The sequence below is a fragment of the Dactylosporangium darangshiense genome (genome assembly GCF_039537565.1).
Lineage (GTDB): Bacteria > Actinomycetota > Actinomycetes > Mycobacteriales > Micromonosporaceae > Dactylosporangium > Dactylosporangium darangshiense.
In genome coordinates, this window is record NZ_BAABAT010000072.1 from 15,696 (window position 1) to 38,369 (window position 22,674).

Here is a 22,674-nt window from a genome sequence, read left to right on the forward strand (position 1 = left end):
ACGGATCACGGAACGATGCGGGGGACGCCGGCCGCCGGTGTGGTCACGGCCGGGAACGCCGTCCCCGGCAGCGGATCGAAGGTCCCCGCCAGGTCCACCACCACGTGCGTCGAGCCGCCGGCGTTGTACACGCTGCACCGGTTGCCGGTGCCGAGCCCGGTGATCGCCGCGTTGGAGCGGATCTCGCCAGGGTTGAGATTGAGCGTGCTGGACGTCGGGCGGGTCTCGCCGGCCGGCCACACGGTCAGGTACGTGCTCGTCGTCGGCTGCACGCCGGTGATGTTGAGGGCCAGGGCGTGCGCGGCGGGGCCGGTCACCGTGACGGAGCTGTCCGGGCCGACCGCCCCGCTCTGGCGGGTGTCGATGAGCCTGGTCGGCAGCGCCGGCCGGAAGTGCAGACCGCCCGCCTTGAGACCGTCGTCGTAGTAGCCGACCACGTCGACCACGATGTCGACGGCGGCCGACGACCGGTTCGCGATGCTGATCGTCGGCAGACCGGCGGACATGATGGTCGGGACGACCGCCATGTTCGGCACCGCGGCGCCGGCGGTGTAGTTGAGCAGCGACGTCCCCTGGTGCAACGCGTCACTGGACGCGCCATTGACGGTGAGGAAGCCGGCCGCCCGCCCGTTGACCGCGGACACGTTGACGGCGAGCGCGCGGACGTGCGGGTTCGCCTGCACCCCGTAGCCCACCGGCAGCACCATCTCGCTGTTGCCCGGCACCTGGCCGAGGCCGTTGCGGGTGTCGAGCACGCGGGTGGGCGTGTGCGGGAAGAACTGACCGCCAGTGGTGTTCGAGTTGTCGGACCCGCTGGCATCGGCGTAGTAGCCGACCAGGTCGACGATCACGTCGACGCGGCCGGCCCGGTTGTAGACGGCGACGCCCCCGCCGGTGCCCGTGGCGACGGTGACCGAGTTGGCCAGCACCGCACCCTTCGGAAAGTTGATGCTCGACGCCGTGGGCGGGGCCGCGTTGCCGGCGGGGTAGAGCGTCAGGAAGCTGTCGGCCGTGGCGTTCACGACCGTGACGTTGAGGACCAGGGCCGACGCGTGCACGTTCGGCGCCAGGTACAGGCGGCTGTCGGGGCCGAGCGTGGGGTACCCGCCGAGCGCCGATCGGGTGTCGACGATGCGGACCGGGCCGATCGGGTAGAAGTTGCCCGCCGATGTCACGGTGCCCGTGACGCTGACTGGGATCTCCCGGGAGCGACCGGTCGTGTCGCCGACGTACAGGCCAAAGGTATACGTAGTGACGGCCGGCACTGCCTTCGCGGCCAGCTGCACGGTGCAGGTCTGCCCGTACGCGAGCGTGACGCCGACCGCGCAGGTGCCGCCGGTGACGCTGAGCACGCTGGACGCGTCGTCGCCCAGCCCGATCGACCCGATCGTGGTCGGCTCGGTGCCGTTGGCGGTCACCGTGACGGCCCCGGTCACGGGGGTGGTGGCGTGCACGTCGATCGTGCCGAGGTCGGCCTCCGGCGTGACGTCCCAGGCGGTGTACCCGGTGGGCGAGCGGTACCGCAGCTCGCCGCGCAGGCCGCAGCTCGTGTTGTGCACGCTCACTGCGATCGAGGTGATGGCGTCCTGCGCGTCGCGGGTCAGGTCGTGCACGGTGAGGGTGCCGGCGCCCACCTGGCAGCTCGGTTCCTCGGTGGTGACGATCGCCGTCCAGACGCCGGTGCCGGTCCCGCTCGTGTACGTCGCGCCCGCCGACAGTCGTTGACCAACGGCCGAGAAGATCTTTGCGGCGTATGCGGTGGTACCCCCGCGGTCGTTGCTCACGTTGGCGGACCAGATGAGTGCCTCACGGTTGCCGGTGCCGGCGCCGGGCTGCGAGTAGGTGACCTGGAACGTGCTGTTGGTACCGTCAGCGACCACGGTGGGCCTGGTCGGCACCTGGATCGCCATGACGCTGTACGGAGTGGCCGGGGCGGCCTGCGCCGCACCCGGAAGGAGGGCGACCAGCACAGCGGCCACGCCGCCGATGACACCCCATGTGCGCGCGATGCGCATGTCATCCCCATCGGGCAGGAGGAGCGGAAAAGGAACATGACTGTAGCGGATCTGCGTCGGCGCCGATGCCCGTCGAGGCCCGGCCGACGACGGGCGGAAACCGGGGAGCAGTAGGCAACAGTAGGGGGCTATTCGGCGCGGTACAGCGCTGTTGAGCGCACCGGGCTGCTCCCACATTGCTCCCCGCATTCGCGTGCTGTTCGCCGGTGGGCCCGAGCGGGTGGCTCTCGGCTCTGGCGCTGTTGCGGGGGCGGCGAGGACTTGGGCGTGGCGTGCATCCGCCGGTCGGCGATCGGCTCAGCCCGGGCTGCGCCGGTCGCCGTCCAGCGACAAACGCCCACAGCGGGCTTGATCAGCTGCGCACATCTGCCGAGATGAGTGCGTCGCTGGGGTGTCCGGTATCGGGTGTGGCCGTGTCCCGTGTCCCTTATTGCTCACGGCTGTGTGCGGCAGCTCATGCCCTTCTGGCTACGCAGGGTGCAAGGGCCCTCCATGAGGCACCCCGCTGGCTTGGTCGATTCGGCAGAGCCGCGGGTACGCTCTTGCAGGCCCCGGTAGGAAGAATCAACTGCTCACGGCCGCTTCGGTCGCAGAACATGGAGATCGTCGCGCGGTGACCATTGCAGACGCTTCCTGGCTGATCCATCAGAGTCATTCCGACAAACATCATCAGACTGGGCAGCCGACGAGATTACGGTCTGTAGCCAATCTCGTGGGACGCACGGATGAGCTGGGCGTCATCGACTCGCTGCTCGACGGGCACGGCCGGATCGGCCCTGGCCTACTGCTGCGCGGCGACCCGGGGATGGGAAAGACCGCGCTGCTTGACGCGGCGGCCATCCGCGCCGAGGCGGCCGGGATGCGGGTGCTACGCGCCTCCGGGGTGGAATTCGAGGCCGAGATCGACTTCTCGGCGATGCACCAACTGCTCTACCCGCTGCGTGAGCGCGCCGACCGGCTCGCTGGCCACCATCGCGACGCCCTCAACCAGGTCTTCGACCTCACGCCGGGACCGTCGCCGGGCCCGCTGGTCATCACGGCCGTGCTGGCCCTGCTCAGCGAGGCCGCCACCGAACGCCCCCTGCTGATGATCGTCGACGACATGCCGTGGATCGACCGCGCCAGCGCAACCGTGCTGGGGTTCGCAGCCCGCCGCATCGCCGACGCCCCCATAGTCTTCCTGGCCGCCGCCCGCACCGGTGCTGGCGGCTTCTTCGACCAGGTCCGGCTCGCCGAACGGGAGATCGGGCCGCTGGGCGCGAAGCAGGCGGCCACCCTGCTGGACGCACATTGGCCGGAACTAGCGCCGACGGTACGGCGGCGGCTGCTCGACGGGGCCGCCGGTAACCCACTCGCGCTGCAAGACCTGCCCGGGTTGTTGACCGAGCGGCAGCGCTCCGGCCATGACCCGCTGCCCGCGTTCCTGTCCCTTTCCGGGCGGCTGGGGGCCGCCTTCACCGCCGAGGTACGGGCGCTGCCCGCATCGACTCGGCAGGTGCTGCTGCTGGCCGCGTTGGAAGCCGACGCCAGGCTGACCACGATCCACGCAGCCGTCCTGGCGGGTGCTCAGCATGGTGCCGACATCGACGACCTCGAACCGGCGCGACAGGCCGGCCTCGTCCGCCCAGATGCGGCCGACGGCCGCATGTTGTTTCGCCATCCGTTGATCCGCTCGGCCATCGTGCAGATGACACCGCCGGGTGAGCGCCGGGCCGCGCACCGGGCCCTGGCCGCCGCCCTGACCGGCGACCCGGAGCGGCGGGCGTGGCATCTGGCCGAGGCCGCGACCCGACCGGACGAGGCGGTGGCCCGGGCGCTGGACGAGGCAGCCCTTTCCGCCTGGCGCCGCGGCGACCCGTCCACCGCCGCGGCCCGGGCGTTGGACGAGGCAGCCGTCTCCGACCGGCGGCACCTCGGTGCTTCCGCCGCGGTGGCCGCGCTGGTACGCGCCGGCGAACTCAGCCCGCACCCGGCCGGCCGGTCCCGCCGACTGGTCGAGGCCGCCTACCTGGCCAACATCACCGGTCAACTCGACCAGGTGCCCCGGCTGTTGGCCGACGCCGGGCAGGCACCGGGCACACCGACCGGGCTGGTTTTCGCGGCCACGGCCTACCTGCTCACATGTGGTGAGGGCGAAATCGATGCCGCCCACCGGCTGCTGGCCCGGGCGCTCGACGACGTGGCCGAAACGGCCAAGACCGACAACAACAGCTGGGATAGCCACGGGATCCTGTACACGCTGCTGCTCATCAGCCTCTACAGCGCCCGACCCGAGCCGTGGGAACTCCTCAACACTGCGCTGGCCCGGTTCGACCCGGAGGCGGTAACCCCATTTCTGCTGTGCTACGACGCGTACGTCGACCCCACCCGCACCTCCGGCACGGTGCGGGAGGGCCTCGCCCACGCCTTCGCGGCACTGCCCGCCCACGCGGCACCCTGGCAGATCGTCCCCTTGGCATACGCGGCCGTCTGGGTGCACGCCCTGTCCGACTACCGGTACCTGATCCGCCGCATGATCGAACGGGAACGCGACGGCGGTGCGGTCGTCATGGTCATTGTCGGGTTGCTGCTGCTCTGTGCCGACTCCTATGCCCATGGGCAATGGGACGAGGCCGAGAACCTGGCCCGTGAGGGGCTGGACCTGACAGCGGCCTACGGCTACCAGCTTCTTGAGGGTCAGATTCGGACCCAACTGGCATGCATCGCGGCCGCCCGCGGCAACGTGGACCTCGCGAAGGTCCTGGCCGACGAGATCACCACCTGGGCGGCGGCCCGCAGTATCGGGCTGACCCAGTCGTTCGCCCGGCAGGCACGCGCACTCGCGGCCCTCGGCCAGGGCGACTACGAGGAAGCCTACGTACAGGCGGCACGGGCCACCCCGCCCGGCGCGCCCAGTCCCGGCGTCCCGGGCCGGTGGATGGTCCTGGACCTGGTCGAGGCGGCCGTCCGCACCGGACGGATCGAGGAGGCCCGCGCGCACGTCGATGCCGCCCAGCAGGCCGGCATCCCCCGCATCTCCACCCGCACGGCGCTCACCACCGCCGGTGCCGCAGCCCTGGTCGCCGATGACGACCAGGCCGGCCCACTGTTCGAGGCAGCACTGTCACTGCCCGAGGCCGACCGGTGGCCGTTCCCACACGCCCGCATCCAACTCGCCTACGGACAATGGCTGCGCCGCACCCGCGACACCACCCGAGCACGCCTGCATCTGCGCGCCGCCATCGACACCTTCGACCGGCTCGGTGCCCAACCGTGGGCACAGCGGGCCCGCAACGAACTCCGCGCCACCGGCGTGGCCACCACTGCCCGGCCCGACACACCAACGGCCACCCTGACCGCGCAGGAACGACAGATCGCCACGCTGGCCGCCACCGGCCTGACCAACAAACAGATCGGCCAACAGCTGTTCCTGTCCCACCGCACCGTCGGCGCCCACCTGCACCGGATCTTCCCCAAGCTCGGCATCACCTCACGCGCCGCCCTGCGCGACGCGTTGGAGACGATCACCCCCGATGGCGACGAGCACACCCCATAGCCACCGTGATGATCGTCGGCGTGCTGTCGCTGCCTCAACCCGACGATCTGAGTTCGCTCGTCCTGCGAACCGACTTCACGGATGACGCCGCCTGGGCCGAGCTCCAGACCGTCGTAGGTACCGAGAGCAGGCTGCCACAGTCGGCATCGGAACCCTGTACATCGCGCGATGCTCACAACGCCTACAGGTGCAACGTCACCAAGATCGGATGCGCGCCTGCCGCCGATGGAGCATGCCACTGCCGACGCGCAGTGCGATGCGTGGTTCGGGCGGAGTGCGCGGACCGACCGGTAGTGTTCCTCGACGTGGAGGCGCGCAACAGGCAAATCGCCCGCCCGGTGCGGCGCGTCGAGCGGGATCCGGGCGCCGAGTGGGACCCAGACGCGTGGTGGGCCCGCATCCCCGCCGTCCGCACGGTGCTGGACGCGGGGCTTGACCTTCCGGCAGGCGTGACGTTCCTCGTCGGCGAGAACGGTTCGGGAAAGTCCACGCTGATCGAGGCGCTGGCGCAGGCGTACGGACTGAATCCGGAGGGCGGCTCGCGGGACGCGATGCACCGCACCCGGCACACCGAGTCCCCGTTGGGCGCAGTGCTGCGGCTGGTGCGCACTACAGGAGGGCGAGGCGACGCATACTTCCTGCGCGCGGAGACCACGCACGGCCTGTACACGTACCTGGAAGCGCTGCCGGGCTCGCCCGACTGGGACCTGCACGAGCGCAGCCACGGTGAGGGATTCCTGGCTCTGCTGGAACGCAAGTTCACCCGGCCAGGCTTCTACCTGCTCGACGAGCCGGAGGCGGCCCTGTCGTTCACCTCCACCCTGAGCCTCATGTCCCGCTTGGCGGCCTTGGCCGAAGCCGGGGCGCAGATCGTGGTGGCCACCCACTCTCCGGTGCTGACCGCACTGCCGGCAGCGTCCGTGCTGGAACTCGGCGAGCACGGCATCCGAACGACGGCGTGGTCCGAACTCGCCGTCGTGGACCACTTCCGAGCGTTCCTCGACCAGCCCGACCGCTATCTGCGCCACCTGCTCCGCTAACCACGACGAACCTTGTCGCCCGTCAGTGCCCGCCCGCGAGCCTCCAACTGACCACCGCGCATCCTGATTTGCCGCTCTGGGCAGCGTGACCGTCGGCGTGATCGTCACTGTCCGTACCGGCCGGGCGTAGACCGAATGCGCGACTCTGCCGATGTGAGTACGTGGCGGAGGGCTGTCCTGGAAAGGGAACCAGATGGGGTACTCGCGGGTGTGAGGGGTGTGAAAGTTCAGGCCGACGACGTCTTCCCGGACCCTCGGGCGCTGTACACCGCGTGCTATGGACGGCTCGTCGGTGTGTTGACCTTGGCGGCCCGGAGTCAGGCAGAAGCCGAGGATGTGGTCCAGGAGGCATTCATTCGGCTGCTGCCGCGCTGGGAGCGCGTCTGCCGCTACGACGACCCTGAAGCATGGGTCCGCCGAGTGGCGTTCCGGTTGCTGTGGAACCGGTTCCGGCGCGCCCGCAACGCGCTGGCTGCCCTGCGTCGTAGCGGGCCCGGCCAGAACGCGACAGCACCGTCGGTTGAGCCGGTCGACGTTGGCCGAGCGCTGGCGACGCTGTCGCTGCCGCAGCGCCAGGTCGTCGTGCTACATCACCTACTCGACCTGTCAGTCGAGCAGATCGCCACCGAGTTGGGCATTCCCGTCGGCACCGTCAAGTCCCGACTGGGACGGGCACGGGCCACGTTGGCCCCACTGCTGCGAGAGGACGCCGGTGACCATGCGTAACCTACATGATCTACTCGCCGATGAGGCCGACCGGCGACGCCCGGCAGCCATCCCGCCGTTCGAGGCCCTTATCAGTCGAAGCGCCCGCCGCCGCACTCGACGGAGCGCAGGTATCGCATTGGCGGCAGTGGCCGCGGTTATCGCCGTCTTGGCCGCCACGGCGCCGCTGCGTGGCCACACCGCCGACCCGGCTGTGTCCCGGTCGCCGGCCGCGCTCGATGGACCGACAACGGTGTTCGCGGGGGGCGCGATCACCTTCCGACACCCGGTCTCCTGGCGTCCCCAGCAATTTCCGGCTCAGTCGACCGCGGCCTTTTTCGTTGTCATCACGTACCTGAGTACTGACCAGCTGCACGACACGTGCAGCACACCGGCCGCGGGGGAGGTCGTATGTGCTGGGATGCCGCTGGCGGCCCTGTCACCGGGCGGTGTATTGATCACCTGGACCCGACGGAGCGCCCCCGGTGATCACAGACTGTCCGACCAAGCAGGCAGGCAGACCACCCTGGACGGGCATCCCGCCTCGATCAACGCCACCTCGGCAACGGACGAGTGCGCCGCCGTCGGCGCAACCCGGGAGGTCCACGCCATCATCGTGCTCGATCCCGTCATGCCGTACCAGCACTGGCTGGACATGTCCGCATGCCTCGCGGCACCCGACGCAGCACGCGCCGAAATGCAGGTCAATGAGATGCTCGCCAGTCTTCGGGTGACTAGCGGCCCATGACAACAGCCCGGATCCTCGACGGAATCGACAAGGCCGTATCCGGTGGCATTACTTCCTGTCCATCCTCATCTGGCTCCCCTGTCGTACTCCGCTTGATCCTGCCCACATCGGTATCAGGACCTGGGTGACACTCCGCCAGCACTGGATTGCTGCCGGCGACGCGTCCCAGCGGCAGAAGCCGTTGTCGATCGTGCTGACCGCCAGTTTCCGATGAATGAAGCCCGCCCTCGACCGGGCTGGCTGTGAGGGTCACACCTGGCTGAACCTGCACGTGTCGTTGTTGTCGGGATCGCCGAACGTCTGCACGAGCGTGAGCTTCTTGCTCTTGACCGCGAAGTCGATGCTTTCGATCGAAGGCGAGTCGTCAAGAGTGACCGCGAGGTGGAAGGCCGGGCCGTCTGAGGTGCCCTTCGCGATTTGCCACTTGCCCGGACCGGAAATCTTATGGCGCTCCAGGTCGCTAAAGTCGCGTGCTTGCAGCGTGCCGCCCTCCGACAGCACCAGCTCGGCACCGCAGTCACCGTGCCATGTCCCGACCAGGTCCGCGGATTTGACCTGCTCGCTCGTGTCGGTTATCGAGTCACAGGCGGCCAGGGCCACCACGACCGCCAGCGCGAGCCATCTCGCCCCGGTCTTTTGTCTAGCCATAGCCTTCCTCTCGCCACCCGGAGGGTTCAGTGGGCCGACATCTGGAGGGTCCGTGGGCCGAACCGATGATCCGGCCCACGGTTCATCATCTAGTTCATCTGCGTGGATCACCCAAAGGCGATCACCCGATACTCAGCACCCGGAGCTCAGTGTGGTCGAGATCGTAATCCCGTCCCTGGCGCGGCTGGAAGACCGCGGCCAGCTGCTTGCCGTCCGGTGACACGGTCACGCCCACCGACCGGCCCAGCGCCAGCTGGGTCACCGAGCCGGACTCGGCATCGATCCTCCACACGCCATACTGCGATTCCCGGCGCGTGGCCACGATGAGACTGCGGTCGTCCGGGGCGAGCCACGCCCCGAGCGGATCGCCGAATCCCTTCGCCACCGGTGCCGGCTGGCCGACGCCGGGCGTCCACTGGTAAAGATTCCACGGCTGGTCCATCCGGGAGTCGCCCTCCTAGCCCTGGGACGTGGGCGACGCGAAGAGCAGCAGACTCTTGCCATCCTTGCGCAGGACCGGGCGCTCGACCCGGCCATCGGCCGTGCACACGGCCCCGGCCTGCCGGAACCAAGTGAAGTCGACCACCCAGGTGTGCCCGTCGAAGGTGACCGGCTCGGCCATCCGCCCAGCACCGTCCCGGCTCAGCCGGGCGATGCCCGCGCAGATGCCGGTGCCATGGGAGACGTAGCCCTCCCGCAGCCCCGGCGCCCAGGCGACATCGCTCGCCGGGGTGCCGCCCAGCACCGCCAAAGGCTCCATGCGCGCGGTCGCCGGGTCATAAGCCACCAGATCGAAGTAGTCCTGCTTGGGATCCTCCATCGAGCACCAGCGCCCGAGGCCGAGCCGCCCGTCCGGCAGGGCCTGTAGGTTCCGGACCGTCGTACGCCGGCAGCCGGACTGGTCGGGCAGGGTCACCCGCTCGGCCCTCCCGCCGGTCTTGGTCCGCCAGACCTCGTTGTCCGGCCCGAACTTCGGGTCGTCCAGCACCACATAAGTCCAGCCGTCCGCGAGCCAGACCGTGTGGGTGCCGAAAACTCGGCCGAGCCTGTGACCGGACCCGCGTCGAATAGGGGCCGACCGGATACCGGAAGAACCTGAGCGAATGTCACGCGCGTGTTGACGGTCGATGTCTGCGGGATTACCTTGACCTCACCACCGATCGATCGATCGATCGGCCGGGATGCTGGAGGTCCGATGTTTTCTGTGGGGATCGACATCGGCGGGACGTTCACCGACTGCGTGCTCATCGAGGACCGCCCGGACGGCGGTGCAACCACGTATGCCACGGCGAAGGTGCTGTCGACCAAGGAGAATCCGGCAGACGGGGTGCTGACGGGGCTGGCCGACCTCGCCGGCGGCGTCGGCCTGTCGCTTCGGCAGCTGCTGGGCATGACGCGCCGGTTCGGGCACGGCACCACCATCGGAACGAACGCCGTCCTGGAACGCACCGGCGCCCGCGTCGGGGTGATCACGACGGCCGGGCACGGCGACGCTCTGGCGATCATGCGCGGGCACGGACGGGTGGCGGGTCGCGGCGTCGAGGACGTTTTCCGGGTGCGGGGCACGCGGCTGCCTGCCCCGCTCATCGTGCCCGGTGCGGTCCTTGAGGTGCACGAACGGGTGGACGCCCGGGGCCGGGTGGTCGTGGCGCTGGACGAGGGCCGCACGGCGGACGCGGTCGCCGCGTTCATCGCCGAGTACCGGCTGGACAGCGTGGCCGTGGCGTTCCTCTGGTCGTTCGCGAACCAGGTGCACGAGCTTGCGGTGGAGAAGATGGTGCAGACCACGGCCCCGGACGTGTTCGTCTCGCTGTCGTCGCGGGTGTCGCCCCGGCTCGGCGAGTTCGAGCGCACCGTCGCCACCGTGCTCAACGGGTACGTGGGACCGGCCTGTACCAGCTATCTCACCTCATTGGGCGAACGGCTGGTCGCCGACGGCCTCCAGGTGCCGCTGCTGGTGATGCAGTCCAGCGGCGGGGTGGTACCGGCGTCGGGGGCCGCCGAGATTGCGCTGGGCACCCTGGACTCGGGGCCGACCGCCGGACTGACGGGTTCGGCCGCGCTGGCCGCCGCCAACGGTCACCGCAATGTGGTGGCCACCGACATGGGCGGCACGTCCTTCGACATCGGCCTGATCATCGAGGGCCAACCGGTTCTCGCCGACGAGTCGGTCATCGACCAGTACACCTACCGGCTGCCGCACGTCGACGTGCGGACCACCGCGTGCGGCGGCGGCACGATCGCCCGCCGCGACCCCCGGACCGGAGCGCTGCGGGTCGGTCCGGACAGCGCCGGGGCCGAGCCGGGTCCGGCGTGCTACGGCCGCGGAGGAGACTTGGCGACGGTCACCGACGCGGACCTCGTGCTCGGGTTGCTGCGCCCGGACAGCTTCCTGGACGGCCGGATGCCACTGGACCGCGACGCCGCCAATGCCGCGGTCGGTCGGCTGGCCGAGGCCCTCGGGCTGTCCGTCGAGCAGGCCGCGGCCGGCATCGTCAACGTGAACAACCTCCACGCGGCGACGCTGATCCGCCAGCAGACGCTGGAGCGCGGTCTGGACCCGCGCGACTTCGTCCTCTACTCCTACGGCGGCGCCGGGCCGGTGCACGCGTTCGGGTACGCGGCCGAGATCGGCGTGCGTGAGGTACTGATCCCACTCGGCAACGGCGCCTCCACGCTGTCGGCGTACGGCATCGCGGCCGGCGACGTCACGCGGTTCGTGGAGGTCGAGACGGCGCTGCGCGCGCCCTTCGACGACGCGGCGCTGTCCGCCGCCGTGGCCGGGGCCGTGGACCGGGCCCGGCAAGCCGTGCTGGCCACCGGGGTGACGGACGAGCCACAGATCGACGTCTGGGCGTTGATGCGGTTCCAGGAGCAGCTCATGCACTCGCTCGAGGTGCCGGTCGCGCCGGACGGGGAACGGCCGGCCGCCCGGCTGGTCGCGGGGTTCACCGGCGAGTACGCCCAGCGATACGGGGCGTCGGCCGCGTCGGCCTTCCAAGCGGCCGAGGTCTTCGCCCTGCGGGTGCGGGCCCGCGTGCCGGGTTCGACCGGTCCGGTGACCGGCGTACCGGCCGGTTCGCGCGGTGCCGCCCGGAGTGCGTCGGTGTTCTGGCCCGACGGCGGCGGTTACCTGAGCACGGCGATCCACGACGGCACCGGGTTCGCCGACGGCGACTCGATCACCGGGCCGGCCCTGGTCGAGCTGCCGCACACCACGATCGCCGTGCCCCGCGGCGGGTCGCTGACCGCCGAACGCGGCCACTTCCGCCTCGTGCTGCCGGACCTCGAGGCGACTACCAAGGAGGGCAACGCATGACCGCCGACACCGCGGTGGCCTGGGACGGCGTGGTCCGCGGCTATGTGCCGCGGGAGCCGCTGGACATCGACCCCGGGCTCGCCCTGCACGAGACCGACACAGCAGCCGTCGACCCGGTCACCTTCGAGGTGATCCGGTATGCGCTGCTCAACGCCAACGTCGAGCACGGCCAGACGCTGCAGCGGCTGTGCGTCTCGCCGGTCACCATGCTGACCCGGGACTTCCAGCCGTCGATCCTGACGCAGCGGGGCGAGCTGGTGTTCCTCGGACCGTACCTGCAGTATTTCTCCAACGCCCAGTCGCTGACCGTCAAATGGATCCTGGAGCACCGCAGCGCAGATCCCGGCATCGCGCCCGGTGACATGTTCCTGTCCAACGATCCATATGTGGGCACACCGCACCAGCCCGACACCATTGTCGCCGCTCCCGTCTTCTTCGCCGGTCAGCTGTTCTGCTGGGTGGCGAACGTGCTGCACCACTCCGACATCGGAGGTTCGGTGGTCGGCAGCTTCTGCGTGGATGCCGCGGACATCTTCACCGACCCGCCGGCGTTCCCGCCGTTCAAGATCGTGGAGGGTGGCCGGCTGCGGCCCGACATGGAACAGGTGTTCCTGAGGCAGTCGCGGCTGCCCGGCGTGGTGCAGATGGACCTGCGCGCCGCCGTGTCGGCGAACACCGCGGCCGTACGCAAGATCGAGGCGCTGATCGCCCGGTACGGCGCGGACGCGGTCAAGACCGTGATGACCAAGGTCCTGGACGCCGGCGAGGCGGTGTTCCGCGAGCGGCTGCGGCAGATCCCGGACGGCACGTGGTCCCATCGGCTCTACGCCGAGGCGTCGCACACCGGTGACACCGGGCTGTACCGCTACCAGCTGACGGTGCACAAGCGCGGCGACGAGCTGTTCGTGGACAACGCCGGCACCGACCCGCAGGCCGGCTCGATCAACGTCACCTATGCCGGGCTGGTCGGCGCGTTCCTGTCGGCGCTCACCGCGTCGCTGACCCCGGACCTGGCCGGCGCCTACGGCGGCGTCTACCGGCGGGTGCACTTCGACCCGGTCCCGGGCACGCTGTCCTGCGCGGACTTCCCGGCTGCGGTCAGCCCGTCCGGGGTGTTCACGATGGAGCTGCTGATCAGCCTGTCCGGCTCGGTGATCGCGAAAATGGTCGCCGCCGGACCGACCGAGCTACGTGACCAGGCGCTCGGGCCGGCGCAGCCGCACTGGTACGGCACGATCATCGCCGGCCAGTTCGCGTCGGGCGCGCCGTACATCGCGGTCAACGCCAACAACATGATCGGCGCGCTGCCGGCGAGCAGCGACGCCGACGGGTCCGACTTCGGCGGTCACTTCTGGATTCCCGAAGGCATCGCCAGCAACATCGAGGAGACCGAGCAGCTGTACCCCATGCTGTGCCTGTACCGGCGCGCGCTGCGCTGCGGTGCGGACGGGGCCGGCGCGCACCGCGGCGGACGCAGCATCACCGAGGCCTACGTGCCTTGGGGCACACCGGGGATGGCAGCCGCGCTCTACATCGACGACTCCTTCCCCAAGGCGGTCGGACCGTTCGGCGCCAACCCGAGCAGCATGGGCCGAGTCCTGGTCAAGCACGGGGTAGGCCTGGCGCAGCAGTTCGCGGCGGGCGTGGTACCGCAGGACCTCGACGGTTTGCCGGGACAGGAGCAGCCCGTCGACCACAAGGGCCCCCCGGTCATGCTCGGCGCCGACTCGGTCATCGCCTGGACCGGCGCGAACAACCCCGGCTACGGCGACCCGCTGACTCGCGAACCGCACGCCGTCGACGAAGACGTCCGGCACGGGCGGCTCGGCCACGCCGACGCGACCCGCGTCTACGGCGTCGTCTGGACGGCGGGCGGCCAGGTGGACCCGGCCGCGACGGGCCGGCTGCGCGAGCGCCGGCTGCGCGAGCGGCTGGACACCGCCAGGCGGCCGGCCGGTGGCCTCCCGCGGATCGCCGAGCCGGGCATACGGCTCCGCCCGGTCGGCGGCGACCTGGGGGTGACGCTGCCGGACGACCGCGCGGCACAGTGGGTGTCGCTGTCCGGCCGGGCCCTGCTCGGCCCGGTCACCGCCGACTATCGCACGGCGTGCGCGGTGCGTGAGACCCCGGTGAACGATCTCGAGCCCGAGTTCGCCACCCACCCGGGCCGGCCCGGCGCGGAGATCCTGCTGCGGGAGTACCTGTGCCCGGTCAGCGGCCTGCGCCTGACGACCGAGCTGATCCGCGCCGGCGACGAGCCGGTGCCGGACATGACCCTCGCCGGGGACGCGCCGTGACCCCCGGCTCGGCGACGGTCGGCGGGCTTCTCGTGCGTGCGGCGCAGCGGTGGCCGGACGCCGAGGCGCTCGTCGAGGGGACCACGGTGCTCAGCCACGCCGAGGCCGCGGCGCGGGCCGCCGCCGTCGCCCGCCGGCTGCTCGAGCGCGGCGTGCGTCCGGGCGACCGGGTCGCGCTGGCGCTGCCCAACGGCTGGCGCTACGCGGCCGCCTACGGCGGGGTCCAGCTCGCCGGCGCGGTCGCGGTGCCGGTCAACACGCGGTTCACCGCCCGCGAGACGGAGTACGTGCTGGACGACTGCGCCGCGCGCTACACGGTGGTCGACGCCGAGCTGGCCGGACGGGTGCCGGAGGTGTGTCCGCACTGGGACGTTGACGAGCTGACGGCGCCCGGCCCGGACCTGGGCGAGCTGCCCGGTCTGGCGCTCGCCGCCACCGACGTGGCGAACATCCTCTACACGTCCGGCACCACGGGGCAGCCCAAGGGCGCCATGCAGACCCACGGCAACCTGGTCTTCAACGCCGGTACCGTCGGCTCGGTCTTCGGCATCGAACCGGCCGACCGCACCCTCGTCGTCGCCCCGATGTTCCACGCCACCGGAGTGGTGTCCCAGCTCGTCGGGTTCGGCGCGCACGGCGCGGCGCGGGTCTTCCAGCCGCGCTTCACGGCGAGCGACATGCGCGCCGCGCTCGCCGAGCACCGCATCACCTTCTTCGCCGGCGTCACCGCGATGATCCAGCTAATGCTGGCCGACCCGGGCTTCGACCCAGCCGACCTGCCGGCCCTGCGCACCGTCTGCTTCGGCGGCGCCCCGGTTGCCGAGGCGTTCCTGGCGAGCGCGGCAGAGCGGCTGCCGGCCGTGACGTTCGCGAACGTCTGGGGGCTGACGGAGGCGACCTCGATCGTCACGTGCGCAGCCGGCCAGCAGTGGCGGGACCGGCCGTGGACCGTGGGGCGGCCGGTCCCCGGCGTCGAGGTCGCCGTCAACGGCGACCTCGACGCCGATCCGGACACCGTCGGCGAGCTGTGGGTGCGCGGGCCGGTCGTGGTCGCGGGGTACTGGAACCGGTCGGAGGCGACCGGGGAGACCTTCGGCGCCGACGGGTGGCTGCGCACCGGCGACGTCGGCCGGGTCGCCGCCGACGGGTACGTGCAGGTGCTGGACCGGCTGAAGGACATGATCATCCGGGGCGGCGAGAACATCTACAGCCTGGAGGTCGAGGGCGTGCTGGCCCGTCATCCGGCGGTCGCGGACGTGGCCGTCGTCGGCGTAGCGGACGAGCTGTTCGGCGAGCGGGTGCGAGCCGTTGTGGTTCCGCGCGCCGGCCAGGAGGTGTCGCTCGAGGAGCTGCGCGCCTGGGCGGCCACCGGGCTGGCCGACTACAAGCTGCCGGTCGAGCTGGTCAGCGTCGCAGAGCTGCCCCGCAACGCCGCGGGCAAGGTCCGCAAGAAGGCCCTGGCCGCAGCCGCGCCGGCAGCGAGCGCACCGTCGTGAGCCCTGTGCTGCAGACTGACCGGATGCCGCAGTCCAACGACGCCGCCAAGCCGGTGGCCGACAGCATCCTGACGTCCGCCGCCGCGCTGTTCTCCCGCCGGGGCTATGACGCCGTGGGCATTCGGGACCTGGCCGAGGCGGTCGGACTGTCCACCTCGACGCTGTATCACTACTACGCGACCAAGCAGGACATCCTGTTCGCGATCGTCAACCGGTTCCTCACCGAGTTCAGCGGCCGGCTCGTCGCCGGGCTGCGCGATCATGCGGTACCGCCGCGGGACAGGCTGCTGCGGGCGGTCGACGACCACATCGCGATGACGGTGACCCGCCGGGAGGAGCTGCTGGTCGGCAGCCCGATCCTCAACGCGCTGAGCGACGAGCAGCGCAGCCGCATCGCCGCGCTGCGCCGCGAGTACCGCGACGCGGTGCGAGACGTCATCGCCGAGGCGGCGGCGGCCGGACAGTTCCGCGTCGCCGATCCGCTGCTCACCGCGATGGCGATGCTGGACATGCTCGACGGCATTCGCAGCTGGTACCACCCGGAAGCGCCGCTGTCGCTCGAGGCGCTGAGCGTGCACTACCGCGCCTACGCCCTCGCACTGTGCCAATCAGGAGGTGACGGAGGATGACCGAGGGCATCACCAGCGCGGCGGGGATCCCGCTGCGCCCGTTCTACGGACCGGCGGACGGCGTGCGCGACTACGACAACCTGGCCGATCCGGGGACGTATCCGTTCACCCGCGGGCGACTGACGCGCACACACGGCGGGCCGGCCGGCTGGATCCAGCGGGAGCTGTCCGGGGAGGGTTCGCCACGCCGGTCCAACCAGCAGCTGCGGGCGCTGCTGGCGCACGGCGCCCGCGGCGTCGACGTGATCGGCGACAACCCGACGGTCTCAGCGCTCGATCCCGACCATCCCATGTGCGAACCCGCCGTCGGTACCACCGGCGTGTCGCTGTGCCGCGCGCAGGACTTCGTGGAGCTGCTGGAGGGCATCCCCCTCGACCGCATCACGCTGAGCCACTCGCTGCCGCCGGCCTTCGCGCTCGCCGGCCAGTATCTCGCCGGCCCGCACCACGGCATCGACCCGGCGGTGCTGCGCGGCTCGGCGATCCAGGCACCGATATACGCCGAGGACTGCTCGTACTCGACGTTCCTGCCGTTCGCCATCCGGATGCGGCTGTCGCTGGACTCGATCGTGTTCTCGCTGCGGGAGATGCCGCGGTTCCACGCCTTCCTCGAGGACACGTACTTCATCTCCGACGGAGGGCTGGACGTCGTCGAGGAGATGAGCCTGGGGCTGCTGGAGATCCGGGAGATCTGCCGCCGGCTGATCGCCCGCGGCCTTCCCGTCGACGCGTTCGCCCCCCGCATCGCCATCCTCGTCAACTGCCGGATGGACCTGTTCGAGGAGATCGCCAAGATCCGGGCCACGCGGCGGCTGTTCGCCCGGATGATGCGCGAGGAGTTCGGCGCAACGGATCCGCGGTCGTGGTCGGTGAACATCGCCGTGCACACATCCGGTCTCACGCTGACCGCGGCCCAGCCGGCCAACAACATCGTCCGGGGAGCCCTGCAGGCCATGGCCATGGCCATGGCCGGCGTCCAGGGGCTGGAGATCTCCACGTTCGACGAGCCGTTCCGGACGCCGTCGGACATCGCGCACCAGCTCGCCATCCGCACCCAGCAGGTGATCGCGACCGAGACCAACATCGGCGCGGTGGCCGACCCGCTCGGCGGCTCGTACTACCTGGAGTCCTTCACCGACGAGCTGGAGCAGCGCATCGACGCCGCGATCCGCCACATGGAGCAGCTCGGCGACGTGGACACGCTCGTCGAGAACGGCTTCTTCCGCGGCATCTTCACGGCCGCCATGGACCGGCACTCCTCGGCCGTGCAAAGCGGGACGCTGCGGATAGTCGGCGTCAACGAGCACGTGGTACCGCCCGAGGCCGACCGGTTCCTGCGCGACGTGGCCGAGGAGCGGTTCGCGCCTGACCGCGCGCACGTCGAGCGGATCCGTGCCTGGCGGCCGACCCGCAGCAGCGCGCCGCTGGCCGCCGCGCTGGAACGGGTGCGCTCCGCGTCGGCCGACCCGGATGCTGATCTCATGGGCCCGATCGTCGCCGCGCTCGGAGCGGACGCCACCATCGGCGAGATCACCGGATGCCTACGCGAGGGGCAGGGGCTCAACGCCGACCCGTTCGCGTTCCTCGCCTCCCGGCCGGTCCACCAGAGGCAGCCGTGACCGGGGCGCGCGGCGACCGGCCGGGTCGCATCGTCATCGGAACCCTCGGCCTGGACCAGCACGAGGTCGGCGCGATGGCGATCAGCCGGGCGCTGGTGCGGCACGGGTACGAGGTGGTGTACCTCGGCCGGTTCAACACGCCGGAACGCCTGGCGGCGGTGGCCGAGCAGGAGGACGCCGACATCGTCGGTGTGTCGGTGCACTCCTGGGAGTTCATCGCATACGCCGACGAGCTGCTCGGCCGCTGCCGGGAACTGGGCGTCGGGTTGGTGTTCGGCGGCAGCGTCCTCACCGAACGCGACCGCAACGACCTGCTCGCGCGCGGTGCGGACGCCGTGTTCGGCCCGTACGCCTCCGAGGCCGACATGCTCGCCCAGATCGCCGCCCTGGTGCGGCGGGTGCGCACCGAACCGGATGGCCGGCGCGCCCCGGAGGCCCAGCCGGCCGCCGACGCGCCCGGGCCACTCGCCGGCCGGGTCGTCGTGGTCACCGGCGCGGCGCGCGGCCTGGGCCGTGCGTACACGCTCGAACTGTGCCGGCAGGGCGCCGCGGTCGTGGCGAACGACATCGACGAGGCGGCGCTCAAGGAGACCACCGGCGCCGTTCAGAACACACCCGGCAGCGTCCACCCCCTCGCCGGCGACATCACCGAACCGCGCTGCCCGCGCGCCCTGCTCGACGCCGCGCTGGACCGCTACGGCCAGCTCCACGGCGTGGTATCCAACGCCGGCGTGCTGCGCTCCGGCCCGCTGACCCAGCTCACCGACGACGAGCTGCGGCTGCTCCTCGACGTGCACGTCACGGCGACGTTCCGGTTGCTCCGGGTGGCCGGCGGCTACTGGCGCGCCGAGGCGAAGGCCGGCCGCACCGTCCCCGCCGCCGCGGTACTGACCACCTCGGCGGCGGGCCTGTACGGGTTCCGCGCGGAGGCGGCGTACACGGCCGCCAAGGCCGCGGTCGCCGCGCTCGCCCCCGTCGCCGCCGACGAGTTGGGTCGCTACGGCGTCACCGTGAACGCTGTGGCGCCGGCCGCCCGGACCCGTCTCACCGGCTGGCTGGGCGAGGCCCCACCGGATCCGGCCGCCGACCCGTGGGCGCCGGAGCACGTCGCTCCCGTGGTGGCGTGGCTGCTCGGGCCGGAAGCCCGCGAGATCACCGGCCGGGTCATTGAGGCCGGCAACGGCGAGATCTCTGTACCGGTGGGCTGGCACCCGGGTCCGCCGGCACCGCTGCCGCCGCGCCTCTCTCCCGCCGACGCCGGGGCGCTGCTGACCCGGCTCGTCGCCGCCGCGGCCCCGCCTCCGGCGCTGCTCACTGCGGGCCCTGTGGGGTTCCAGAAATCCGGTCACCCGGGTTGAACCGGCCTTGGTGTCGCGGCGCCGCGACCGGCTGGACGGTCCGGCGTCAGTGATGCGTGGCGATGGCGTCCAGCGCTTGCGCCAGGTCCGCGATGATGTCTTGCGTCTCTTCCAACCTGTAGGGCTCGCAAATCCGGTTCGGCGACTCTGACGTGCGGTTTTGTGCGCGGTCCGGGAACGTGAGCGGTGACGATTCAAAGCATGTCGGCCTCGTTGGTGTACCTGCTCCTGCGCCAGATTCTGCAGATGCTGGCCCAGCTCGCCCGCGACTGCGGTGCGAAGGACGTCGAACTGCTCGTGTTGCGGCATCAGGTGGCAGTGCTGCGCCGGCAGGTACACCGCCCCGACCTGCAACCGGCCGACCGGGTGGTGCTGGCAGCGCTCTCGCGCCTACTGCCCCGACCGCATTGGTCGGCGTTCTTCGTCACCCCGGCCACGCTGCTGCGCTGGCACCGGCAACTGATCGCCCGGCACTGGAATTATCCACACGCCCGCCCCGGCCGGCCACCGATCGACCAAGGACTGCGCGAGTTGGTCCTGCCCCTGGCCGCGGAGAACCCGACCTGGGGCCATCGCCGCGTGCAGGGTGAACTGGCTCGTCTGGGCCACCGGATCGCGGCGAGTACGGTCTGGAAGATCCTGCGCCAGGCCGGCGTCGACCCGGCACCCCGCAGGACCGGACCAACCTGGAAGCAGTTCCTGACTACGCAGGCGCACACGATCCTGGCCTGCGACTTCTTCACCGTCGACACCGTCCTACTAAAACGGATCTACGTGCTGTTCTTTATCGAGCTGGCCACCCGACAGGTCCACATCATGGGCGTGACCACTCACCCGACCGGCGCCTGGGTGGCGCAACAGGCGCGGAACCTGCTCATGAGCCTCGACCAGCGCGCCGCAGGGCTCCGGTTCCTGCTGCGTGACCGGGATACGAAGTTCACGGCTGCCTTCGACACGATCTTCACCGCCGCCGGTATCGACGTGCTCAAAACACCGCCACAAGCACCACGGGCGAACGCGTTCGCGGAGTGTTGGGTCGGTACGGTACGACGCGAGTGCACCGACCGCATGCTCATCGTCGACGAACGACACCTGACAAGCGTCTTGGCCGAGTACACCGAGCACTACAACCGCCACCGGCCTCACCGGTCACTCGGCCAGCGACCACCAAAACCACCACCGCAGGTCATCGACCTCACCGCCGCACGGGTCCAACGGCGCCCGATTCTCGGCGGACTGATCAACGAGTATGCGCAGGCAGCGTAGCTGAACTGGATTTACGAGCCCGACAGGTCCTAAGGATCGCCTCGCTTTCCTGCTGGCGCAACGTGTCCAGCGCGCGGCGGGCGGCCGCCAGCCGGGCGTCGTGGACGCCGGGACAGCCGGGGTGGCTTCAGCGTCAGCCGTGGAGCGATCTTGCGGGATGCGCGGGCCTCGTCATAGTGTTGTCTCGCCAGTTAACACTCTGTGGTTACATCGGGGGAGCGCATGAGCGAGGCGATCGAGCCGCTGCCACCGTCGGTGGCGCGTACCTGGCGCGCGACCGGCCTGGTCGTATTGAGCTATCTGCTGGCGACGGTGGTCGCGTCGGTGGTGTCCCGGCCGTCCCATCCGAAGGTGCTGGCGCCGCTGCCGCTGCTGCTCGCGGTCGCGGCCGGCGCGGTCGGCGCGTTGTCGATCGGGCCGTTGGCCCAGCGGCTGCGGCTGGCCACGGTGCCCCGCTTCGTCGTGATCGCCCTGCTGGCGTACCTGCTGGGAACGGTCACCAACGAGGTCGAGGCGATCCTGTTCATCAAGAACAGCTCCCCGATGGTGCTGCTGACCGGGGCAATCCTGGCGCTCGGGCTGGCCATCCCGGTCACGCTGTTCTGGCCGCCGAAGGACACCGACGACACGGTCGGCTCCGCGTTGCGCAGCTCGCTCGCGAGCCGGCACTGGTGGTCGTGGGTCTGGCGGATCGCAGTGGCGACGCTACTGTGGGTGCCTGTCTACTTCGTATTCGCCGCGGCCGACGCGCCGTTCGTCCATCGCTACTACCACGAGACCGGCACCACGTTCACCATCCCCAGCAATGGCGTGCTCGCTTCGGCGGAACTCAGCCGTGGGCTGCTGCACGCGTTGGTGCTCGGGGCCCTCGCGGCGCTGCTGCGCGCCAACCGCCGGGTCACCTGGTGGTGGCTGGCGGTCGCGTTCGCCGCGTTGAACGCCTGGCTGCCGCTGGTGCAGCGCGCCGACTGGCCGTACTACCTGCGTACCGCCAATATCGTCGAGATCACCTGCGACGCTGTGGCGTACGGCGGCCTCGTCGCCCTGCTGCTCACGCGTGGTCACCGTTCCCGGAGCATGGCGCGGGCCGAAAAGGCATCATAGGAGCCGATGACCGACCAGCCGCCGCGCCGCCGCCTGCTGCCTGCCCCACAGCGGGCGGCGAGCATCCTGCGCGCGGCGGCCCGGGTCTTCGCCCGCAACGGCTACGCCGCGACGACGATCGAACAGGTCGCGGCTGAGGCCGGGGTGAGCAAGCTGATCGTGTACCGGCACTTCAACTCCAAGCGCGAGTTGTACCGGGCCATCCTCGACCAGGTGCGCGACAGGCTGGCCGCGGTCGGCCAGCCGACCCGACCGGTGCACGAGTCCGATGGCGATCCCGCGATCCAGGCCGCCGCGGCGGCGCTGGCGGGCACCTTCGCCGTGGCCCGCGAGCTGCCCGATGGGTACCGACTGCTGTACCGCCACGCCGTCCGCGAGCCGGAATTCTCGGACTACGTCCGTGAGCTGGGCGACGCCGAGCGGGAACGCATTGAGACGCTGCTCGCCAACGTGGCCGATCCGTTGATACGCGCCTGGATGGCCGGGCTCGTGGCGAACGCGACGACCGAAGCGTTCCTGGTGTGGCTCGACATAGGCCACCTGGAACGCGACGACGAGATGGTCGAACGCGTCGCATACCTGCTGGCCGGCATGGTCGGCTCGCTGTGGGACCGGGCCATCGCACGCGGTGAGCCGGTCGGCCCCGCCGACGCGAGCCCCTGACGCATCAAACCAGCGTCGCCTTGCCAAAGCACGCCCGGGCCCTGACCCCAGCGCGTCCGAACGGCAGGCGGCAACTTTCACTCCACAGGGAGTGACGAGCACATCGCGGCATAGAAAGACGTTCTGCGTGTCGATGCAGGACGTGGGAACGTCCCCCTGATGCGCTTGTCGGGCTTGGTGTCCCATCGCAGGAGGAGGACGTTCATGGGTAACGGTAGCGGTGTGTCCCGTG

Annotated in this window: 17 protein-coding genes; 13 read left to right on the top strand and 4 right to left on the bottom strand. The window is 70.7% G+C overall.

Annotated features, from left to right (window positions below; all coding sequences use genetic code 11):
• Nucleotides 1–5: 5 nt before the first annotated feature.
• Entirely contained in the window at nucleotides 6–2,015 is a 2,010-nt protein-coding gene (locus tag ABD901_RS54295) for a hypothetical protein (RefSeq protein WP_345143107.1), read from the bottom strand.
• Nucleotides 2,016–2,628: 613 nt separating this feature from the next.
• Here ABD901_RS54295 and ABD901_RS54300 point away from each other — a divergent pair.
• The 4 genes from ABD901_RS54300 (at nucleotide 2,629) to ABD901_RS54315 (ending at nucleotide 8,043) form a co-directional block, all read left to right on the top strand.
• A complete protein-coding gene (locus tag ABD901_RS54300) occupies nucleotides 2,629–5,550 on the top strand; it encodes an AAA family ATPase (protein ID WP_345143110.1) in 2,922 nt (973 codons plus the stop codon).
• A 293-nt stretch (nucleotides 5,551–5,843) separates the two neighbouring features.
• On the top strand, nucleotides 5,844–6,590 hold the full coding sequence (locus ABD901_RS54305; protein WP_345143113.1) for an AAA family ATPase: 747 nt from the start codon (nucleotides 5,844–5,846) through the stop codon (nucleotides 6,588–6,590).
• 135 nt (nucleotides 6,591–6,725) lie between these two features.
• Nucleotides 6,726–7,316 carry an RNA polymerase sigma factor gene (locus tag ABD901_RS54310; protein ID WP_345143116.1) on the top strand — a complete coding sequence of 197 codons (591 nt, stop codon included), beginning with the start codon at nucleotides 6,726–6,728 and terminating at the stop codon, nucleotides 7,314–7,316.
• The gene (locus tag ABD901_RS54315) at nucleotides 7,303–8,043 is read left to right on the top strand and encodes a hypothetical protein (protein WP_345143119.1); all 741 of its coding nucleotides are present in this window, start codon (nucleotides 7,303–7,305) and stop codon (nucleotides 8,041–8,043) included. Before ABD901_RS54310 ends, ABD901_RS54315 begins: the two co-directional genes overlap by 14 nt.
• Before the next feature lie 249 nt (nucleotides 8,044–8,292).
• Here the strand turns inward: ABD901_RS54315 and ABD901_RS54320 are convergent, their stop codons facing one another.
• The 3 genes from ABD901_RS54320 to ABD901_RS54330 all read right to left on the bottom strand — a co-directional run bounded on the left by ABD901_RS54320 (nucleotide 8,293) and on the right by ABD901_RS54330 (nucleotide 9,679).
• Entirely contained in the window at nucleotides 8,293–8,691 is a 399-nt protein-coding gene (locus ABD901_RS54320) for a hypothetical protein (protein ID WP_345143122.1), read from the bottom strand.
• Between the two features lie 121 nt (nucleotides 8,692–8,812).
• On the bottom strand, nucleotides 8,813–9,133 hold the full coding sequence (locus ABD901_RS54325; protein WP_345143125.1) for a hypothetical protein: 321 nt from the start codon (nucleotides 9,131–9,133) through the stop codon (nucleotides 8,813–8,815).
• A 15-nt stretch (nucleotides 9,134–9,148) separates the two neighbouring features.
• Nucleotides 9,149–9,679 carry a hypothetical protein gene (locus ABD901_RS54330; RefSeq protein ID WP_345143130.1) on the bottom strand — a complete coding sequence of 177 codons (531 nt, stop codon included), beginning with the start codon at nucleotides 9,677–9,679 and terminating at the stop codon, nucleotides 9,149–9,151.
• Nucleotides 9,680–9,886: 207 nt separating this feature from the next.
• Between ABD901_RS54330 and ABD901_RS54335 the strand changes: the two genes are divergently transcribed.
• The 9 genes from ABD901_RS54335 (at nucleotide 9,887) to ABD901_RS54375 (ending at nucleotide 22,442) form a co-directional block, all read left to right on the top strand.
• The gene (locus ABD901_RS54335; RefSeq protein ID WP_345143132.1) at nucleotides 9,887–12,010 is read left to right on the top strand and encodes a hydantoinase/oxoprolinase family protein; all 2,124 of its coding nucleotides are present in this window, start codon (nucleotides 9,887–9,889) and stop codon (nucleotides 12,008–12,010) included.
• Entirely contained in the window at nucleotides 12,007–14,307 is a 2,301-nt protein-coding gene (locus ABD901_RS54340) for a hydantoinase B/oxoprolinase family protein (RefSeq protein WP_345143135.1), read from the top strand. The genes ABD901_RS54335 and ABD901_RS54340 overlap by 4 nt, the downstream gene beginning before the upstream one ends.
• Nucleotides 14,304–15,803, top strand: a complete 1,500-nt coding sequence (locus tag ABD901_RS54345; protein WP_345143137.1) for a class I adenylate-forming enzyme family protein — start codon at nucleotides 14,304–14,306, stop codon at nucleotides 15,801–15,803. The genes ABD901_RS54340 and ABD901_RS54345 overlap by 4 nt, the downstream gene beginning before the upstream one ends.
• 5 nt (nucleotides 15,804–15,808) lie before the next feature.
• On the top strand, nucleotides 15,809–16,432 hold the full coding sequence (locus ABD901_RS54350; RefSeq protein ID WP_345143146.1) for a TetR/AcrR family transcriptional regulator: 624 nt from the start codon (nucleotides 15,809–15,811) through the stop codon (nucleotides 16,430–16,432).
• Complete coding sequence (locus ABD901_RS54355; protein ID WP_345143149.1) at nucleotides 16,429–18,051, top strand: methylmalonyl-CoA mutase family protein; 1,623 nt, start codon at nucleotides 16,429–16,431, stop codon at nucleotides 18,049–18,051. Before ABD901_RS54350 ends, ABD901_RS54355 begins: the two co-directional genes overlap by 4 nt.
• Entirely contained in the window at nucleotides 18,048–19,409 is a 1,362-nt protein-coding gene (locus ABD901_RS54360) for an SDR family NAD(P)-dependent oxidoreductase (protein ID WP_345143152.1), read from the top strand. Before ABD901_RS54355 ends, ABD901_RS54360 begins: the two co-directional genes overlap by 4 nt.
• A gap of 201 nt (nucleotides 19,410–19,610) precedes the next feature.
• Nucleotides 19,611–20,675, top strand: coding sequence for an integrase core domain-containing protein (locus tag ABD901_RS54365; RefSeq protein WP_345143155.1), 1,065 nt, complete (start codon nucleotides 19,611–19,613; stop codon nucleotides 20,673–20,675).
• A gap of 222 nt (nucleotides 20,676–20,897) precedes the next feature.
• Nucleotides 20,898–21,779, top strand: a complete 882-nt coding sequence (locus ABD901_RS54370; RefSeq protein ID WP_345143158.1) for a hypothetical protein — start codon at nucleotides 20,898–20,900, stop codon at nucleotides 21,777–21,779.
• Between the two features lie 6 nt (nucleotides 21,780–21,785).
• Nucleotides 21,786–22,442: a TetR/AcrR family transcriptional regulator gene (locus tag ABD901_RS54375; RefSeq protein WP_345143161.1), complete on the top strand. Its 657-nt coding sequence runs from the start codon at nucleotides 21,786–21,788 to the stop codon at nucleotides 22,440–22,442.
• Nucleotides 22,443–22,674: the final 232 nt, after the last annotated feature.